Source organism: Streptomyces sp. 8L, assembly GCF_020176795.1.
Taxonomy (GTDB): Bacteria; Actinomycetota; Actinomycetes; order Streptomycetales; family Streptomycetaceae; genus Streptomyces.
The window spans coordinates 3,499-9,503 of the sequence record NZ_JAIUKE010000461.1; the positions used below are offsets into that span (position 1 = coordinate 3,499).

Here is a 6,005-nt window from a genome sequence, read left to right on the forward strand (position 1 = left end):
CGGGGGGCGGGGGGTGGGGGGGGGGGCGCGGGGGGCGCCCCCGCCCCCCCCGGCGCCCCCCCCGGGGGGGGGGGGGGGGGGGGGGGGGGCCGCCCCCCCCCCCGCGCGTCCGCCGACGCGGGGCGCGGCGGGTCCCCCCCAGGTGGAGGAGGTCTCCGCAGGGCTCTACAGGCCCTGCCACGCGGGCTTCGCCGCGTACGTCGCGCGGAAGTAGTCCGCGAGCTTCAGTTCGGAGGCGGCGGCCTCGTCCACCACGACCGTGGCGTGCGGGTGCAGCTGGAGCGCGGAGGCGGGCACCACGGAGGCGACCGGGCCCTCCACGGCGAGTGCGACCGCGTCCGCCTTGTTCTCGCCGGTGGCGAGCAGCACCAGGTGCCGCGCCTCGAGGATCGTGCCGATGCCCTGGGTGATGACATGGCGCGGGACCTGCTCGATGTCCCCGTCGAAGAAGCGCGCGTTGTCCACGCGCGTCTGCTCGGTCAGCGTCTTGATCCGGGTGCGCGAGGCGAGCGAGGAGCACGGCTCGTTGAAGCCGATGTGCCCGTCCGTGCCGATACCGAGCAGCTGGAGGTCGACGCCGCCCGCGGCGGACAGCGCGCGGTCGTACGCGGCGCAGGCGGCCTGGACGTCCTCGGCGCTGCCGTCGGGGCCCATGAAGGACTCCTCGCCGAGCCCGAGCGGCGCCACGACCTCCCGCAGCACCACGGAGCGGTACGACTCCGGGTGGCCCGCGGGCAGTCCCACGTACTCGTCGAGCTGGGCTATGCGCGCGGCGGACACGTCGACCTCGCCCGCCGCGACCTTCGCGGTCAGCGCCCGGTAGACGGGTCCCGGCGTCGAGCCGGTGGCGACCCCGAGCAGGGCGTCCGGCTTCGCGCGCAGCAGCTGCGCGATGCTCTGTGCGACGGTCTCGCCGCCGGCGGCGGCGTTCTCGACGATGACGACTTCCACGCTTTTCCTGCCCATCCCCATAGCGGTCGTGGCCGCGTCCGACATGTGGTATAGACCAATTTACCAGACGCGTCCCCGCCGTCGGATGGCGGGTCCGCTTCGGGCCGTGGTCGACTGGGAGAACACGAGAGGAACGTGCGAGAGGGAACGTACGAGAGGTACGTGCGAGAGGAACGCGCGAGAGGTACGTGCGAGAGGAACGCGCGCCGTCCGCGCCTCCGGTGCCGGCGGGGACACGCGGCCCGGCACGGCCGGGGCGCGCGACGACGCGTGACGGACGCCGTGGAGGCAAGCCCATGTCGCTCAGTGAGCAGCCCGGTGTGATCATGGCAGGCGAGATGGCGGAGCAGCCCGGAGTCCTGCGCAGGCTCCTCGCCGAGGGCGCCCCGCAGATCCGGGAGACGGCGCGGGCCGTCGCCGCGCGCGGGCCCCGCTTCGTCCTGCTCTCGGCGCGCGGCACGTCGGACAACGCCGCGCTGTACGCCAAGTACCTGCTGGAGATCAGGCGCGGCCTGCCCTGCGGGCTCGCCTCCATGTCCACCACCACCGCGTACGGGGCGCGGCCCGACCTGACCGACGTGCTGGTCATCACGGTGAGCCAGTCCGGCGGCTCGCCCGACCTCGTCGCCTCCACCCGCGCCGCCCGGGAGGCGGGCGCCATCACGCTCGCCGTCACCAACAGCCCCGACTCGCCGCTCGCCGCCGTCGCCGAGTTCCACATCGACGTCCTCGCGGGCCCCGAGAGGGCCCTGCCGGCCACCAAGACCTACACCGCGACCCTGCTGGCCCTCTACCTCTTCGTGGAGGGCCTCGGGGGCGGCGACGGCGCCGAGGCCGGGGTCCTGCCCGGCCTCGCGGAGGGCGTCCTCGCCCGGCAGGACGAGGTGCGGGCCCTCGCCGCCCGCTACCGCTTCGCCGAGCGCATGGTCCTCACCTCGCGCGGCTACGGCTACCCGACCGCCAAGGAGGCCGCGCTCAAGCTCATGGAGACGAGCTACATCCCCGCCCTGGCCTACTCGGGCGCCGACCTGCTGCACGGCCCGCTCGCCATGGTCGACAACATCTCCCCGGTGGTCGCCGTGGTGCCCGACGGCCGCGGCGGCGAGGTTCTGCGACCGGTCCTCGACCGGCTGCGGGGCCGGGGCGCCGACCTGTTCGTCGTCGGCTCCGCCGCGGCCCCCGCCACCGCGTCCAGCGGATTCGTCCTGCCGACCGGGGGCGTGGCCGAGGAGGTCCAGCCGGTCCTGGAGATCCTGCCGCTCCAACTCCTCGCGTACGAGGTGACGATCGCGCGCGGCCAGGACCCGGACGCGCCCCGCGCCCTGGCGAAGGTCACGGAGACCAGCTAGCTCCGGTGCCGCGGCCGGGGTGTGCGGGGCTCTGGACACCGAAGAATGGTCTAGTCCACAATGGAATCGCAAAAGCGTCCGTCCTTCCCCGCACAGAAGGGCGGTACGCGGGTACCGGCGCTCTCTGCCCTGACCGCGCCGGCGCCCGGAAACGGCCGCGGGCCCGCACACCTTCGGCCGTGGTGACTCCGGGCTGCGGTGCCAGGCGGGCTGAGGGTCCCGTTCGGCGCCGCGGCCCGCGGGTACGCTCGCCTGTGTGCCCTCCATGAACGATCTCGTACGGCAGCACGCGGCCCTCGACGAGTCGGACCTCGAATGGCTGCATCTCCTCGTCTCCGAGTGGCAGCTGCTGTCCGACCTCTCCTTCGCCGACCTGGTGCTGTGGATTCCCACCCGCGACGGCTCGCGCTACGTCTCCGTCGCCCAGATGCGCCCCAACACCGGCCCCACCTCGTACCAGGACGACATGGTCGGCCACCTGGTCCCCAGGGGCCGCAGACCGCTGCTGGACGCCGCCCTGGACGAGGGCAGGATCGTGCGCGAGGGCGACCCCGAGTGGCGCGAGGAGGTGCCCGTACGGGTCGAGTCGATCCCGGTGCGCAGGAACGGCCGCGTCCTCGGTGTGATCGCCCGCAACACCAATCTGCTCACGGTGCGCACCCCGAGCCGGCTGGAGCTGACCTATCTCCAGTCCGCGTCCGACCTGGCGCAGATGATCGCTGCCGGATCGTTTCCCTTCCCCGGCGAGCAGACCGACATGGACGCATCCCCGCGCGTGGGCGACGGACTGATCAGGCTGGACGCCGACGGGGTCGTCCAGTACGCGAGCCCGAACGCGCTCTCCGCGTATCACCGGTTGGGACTCGCGTCCGACCTGGTGGGACAGCACCTCGGCCAGACCACCGACGAACTCGCACCCGTGCGGGGCCCGGTGGACGAGGCGCTGGTCAAACTCGCCAGCGGCTGGGCGCCCCGGCAGACCGAGGTGGAGAGCGACGTCGGCGTGATCCAGCTCCGCGCCATCCCGCTCAAGCCCAAGGGCGAACGCATCGGCTCCCTGGTGCTCCTGCGGGATGTGACGGAACTCCGGCGGCGCGAGCGCGAATTGATGACCAAGGACGCCACCATCCGGGAGATCCACCACCGGGTGAAGAACAACCTCCAGACGGTGGCGGCCCTGCTCAGGCTCCAGTCGCGGCGGATCGACTCCGCGCACGGCAGGGAAGCGCTCAACGAGGCCGTGCGCCGCGTCGGTTCGATCGCCATCGTGCATGAGACGCTGTCCCAGACTCTGGACGAACGGGTGGAGTTCGACGAGATCGCCGACCGCGTCCTCGCCATGGTGGGCGAACTCTCCCCGGCGGGCACCGTCACCTGCCGCAGGTCGGGCGGGTTCGGTGTCCTCGACGCCGAGGTCGCGACCCCGCTCGCGATGGTGCTGACCGAGGTGCTGCAGAACGCACTTGAGCACGCGTTCGACCCGGGCGAGCGGGGCAGGGTCGAGGTGAGCGCGGTACGCGGCGAGGAGCCGGCCGGTGCCAGGCGCGGCAGCGGGCGGCCGGGGGAGAGGCCAGGGGGGCGGCTGCTGATCACCGTTCAGGACGACGGGCGCGGCCTGCCCGAGGGCTTCGACCCGAAACGGGCGGGCAACCTCGGCCTCCAGATCGTACGGACGCTGGTGGAGGGCGAGTTGGGCGGCAGCTTCGACATGCTGCGGGCGCCGGAGCGGGGTACCCGGGTGGTCCTCGACATACCGGTCGATCCCCAGAAGTAGCCCCTGTCGCCGGATCGATCCTCAGAAGTGGCCAATGTCGCCCGTTGATCCGCGGAAGTAGCCACTGTCGCGGATCGATCCGCGACAGTAGCCCCTGGCGCCCGCCGTGACGCGCGGGATGCCCGTCGCGGCGTGGGGCAGCAAAAGGCCCCGGACCGGTGATTCGGTCCGGGGCTCTGCTCGAAGCTCACGATGAGTTGCGCATCGGGGGTACTGCGCGCTGCTTTTCGGGGACGGGGGGTGTGTGCGTACGCGGTGTACGCTCCGCCGTCGTCAAGCTCGTGTCAGGGGGCTTCAGGCGGTCGCGTTGCGCGCCCGGTTGCGAGCGGCGCGGCGCTTCATCGCGCGGCGCTCGTCCTCGCTGAGGCCACCCCAGACGCCGGAGTCCTGGCCGGACTCGAGCGCCCACTGCAGGCACTGCTCCATGACGGGGCAGCGACGGCAGACGGCCTTGGCTTCCTCGATCTGCAGCAGCGCGGGACCGGTGTTGCCGATGGGGAAGAACAGCTCGGGGTCTTCCTCGCGGCAAACGGCGTTGTGACGCCAGTCCATGGCTGCTACCTCTCTTGGTATGACGTGCATGTTGCTTGTGAATGTGAACGCTTTCACGAAACCCTCGACAAGGGAAGGGCCGAAAACACCGGTGAATACCGGTGTGGTCCTGGTTCGAGGAGGGGTTCTGGTTCTCAGGGAGGCTGGTGTTACTTGAGCCGTCCCGATCGCCATGTAGAGATTCGCAAACCTCGGCGGCGGATACAACCCCTTCCGGAAACTTTTTTTGGATTCCTCGGTGTCGACTAGGTCACAGCCGTACATCGATGGGGTGGACTCCAGCCTAAACGTTCGAGTGAAAGGTATCCGGGGGGTTTCACTCACACAATCACACGCAGTGCACGGCGTACGCCTGTGAACGTCACGCTCGTGCGCAGTCCCAGATGGTCGCCGTCCATCTGAAGGGGGAGTGGGACCTTCGAATGCAAGGTGAAGTCCGTGAGGTCGTGCAGCGTGACCGCGTGCTTGCCGTGAAGGCCCTTGTCGGGTGTGGAACCGAGGAGTTGGGTCGCGTAACGGGTGGCCGCAGGCACCGACAGTCTGGTGAGACCGAGCACATCCAGGGCGGTGTCGAAGGAGGCTCCCGGCACCCCGTACACCCCGCGATTCCCCAGGTAGGTCCAGGGCGCGGTGTTGCAGACCATCGACAGGACGAGGCCGGTGACCGGGTCCTCGCCGGGCCGTTCCAGAGTGAGCGTGCCGCGGCTGCGGTGCGGATCGCCGAGGAACTGCCGTACCACCTGGCGCAGATAGAGGGCGTGCGTGGAACGCTTCCCGCGCTCACGCGCCTGTTCGACCCGTCCCACCACTCCGCCGACGAAGCCGAAACCCGCGCAGAACGTGAACCAGCGCGACGGCACGGCCTCGTCGTCGGTGCCCGGTGTACCGGACGCGAGTCCCAGACCGACCGTGCGTTCGCTTCCGTCGCGCAGCGCGTCCAGGATCGCGCCCGTCGCCTCGATCGCGTCGTTGGGCAGACCGAGGGCGCGGGCGAAGACATTGGTGGAGCCGCCCGGTACCACCGCGAGCCGCGGCAGCCCCTCGGGGTCGGGGCCGGCGTGCAGGAGCCCGTTCGCGACCTCGTTGACCGTGCCGTCGCCACCGAGGGCGACCACCAGTTCGATGTCGTCGGAGTCCGCCGCCCTGCGGCCCAGGTCGCGCGCGTGCCCGCGGTACTCCGTCGTCACGGCCTCCAGCTTCATCTCGCTGGCGAGCGCGTGGATCAGGACATCACGGGTGCGGGCACTGGTGGTGGTGGCCGCCGGGTTGACCACGAGAAGCGCGCGCATGCTTCGCACATTACCGGCCGGGCCCGGCGGGGGCGGAGTCCGGCCCTGGGGCGGCGGCTACGCTGCAAGGGTGAGCAGCAGCGAAGGCAC

The 6,005-nt window shown here is 71.4% G+C and carries 5 protein-coding genes; 2 read left to right on the plus strand and 3 right to left on the minus strand.

Annotated features, from left to right (window positions below):
- Positions 1–165: 165 nt before the first annotated feature.
- Positions 166–951, minus strand: a complete 786-nt coding sequence (gene nagB / locus LCE31_RS31060; RefSeq protein WP_225020261.1) for a glucosamine-6-phosphate deaminase — start codon at positions 949–951, stop codon at positions 166–168.
- 296 nt (positions 952–1,247) lie between these two features.
- Between nagB and LCE31_RS31065 the strand changes: the two genes are divergently transcribed.
- Together LCE31_RS31065 and LCE31_RS31070 are read left to right on the plus strand one after the other, a co-directional pair.
- Positions 1,248–2,300, plus strand: coding sequence for an SIS domain-containing protein (locus LCE31_RS31065; RefSeq protein WP_225020263.1), 1,053 nt, complete (start codon positions 1,248–1,250; stop codon positions 2,298–2,300).
- A gap of 256 nt (positions 2,301–2,556) precedes the next feature.
- Positions 2,557–4,074 (plus strand): sensor histidine kinase, encoded by a 1,518-nt coding sequence (locus tag LCE31_RS31070; RefSeq protein WP_225020265.1) that lies wholly within the window; start codon positions 2,557–2,559, stop codon positions 4,072–4,074.
- 294 nt (positions 4,075–4,368) lie between these two features.
- On the opposite strand, the gene LCE31_RS31075 is transcribed toward LCE31_RS31070, so the two are convergent.
- Together LCE31_RS31075 and LCE31_RS31080 are read right to left on the minus strand one after the other, a co-directional pair.
- The gene (locus LCE31_RS31075) at positions 4,369–4,626 is read right to left on the minus strand and encodes a WhiB family transcriptional regulator (RefSeq protein ID WP_004937597.1); all 258 of its coding nucleotides are present in this window, start codon (positions 4,624–4,626) and stop codon (positions 4,369–4,371) included.
- A gap of 320 nt (positions 4,627–4,946) precedes the next feature.
- Positions 4,947–5,915 (minus strand): diacylglycerol/lipid kinase family protein, encoded by a 969-nt coding sequence (locus LCE31_RS31080; RefSeq protein ID WP_225020267.1) that lies wholly within the window; start codon positions 5,913–5,915, stop codon positions 4,947–4,949.
- Positions 5,916–6,005: the final 90 nt, after the last annotated feature.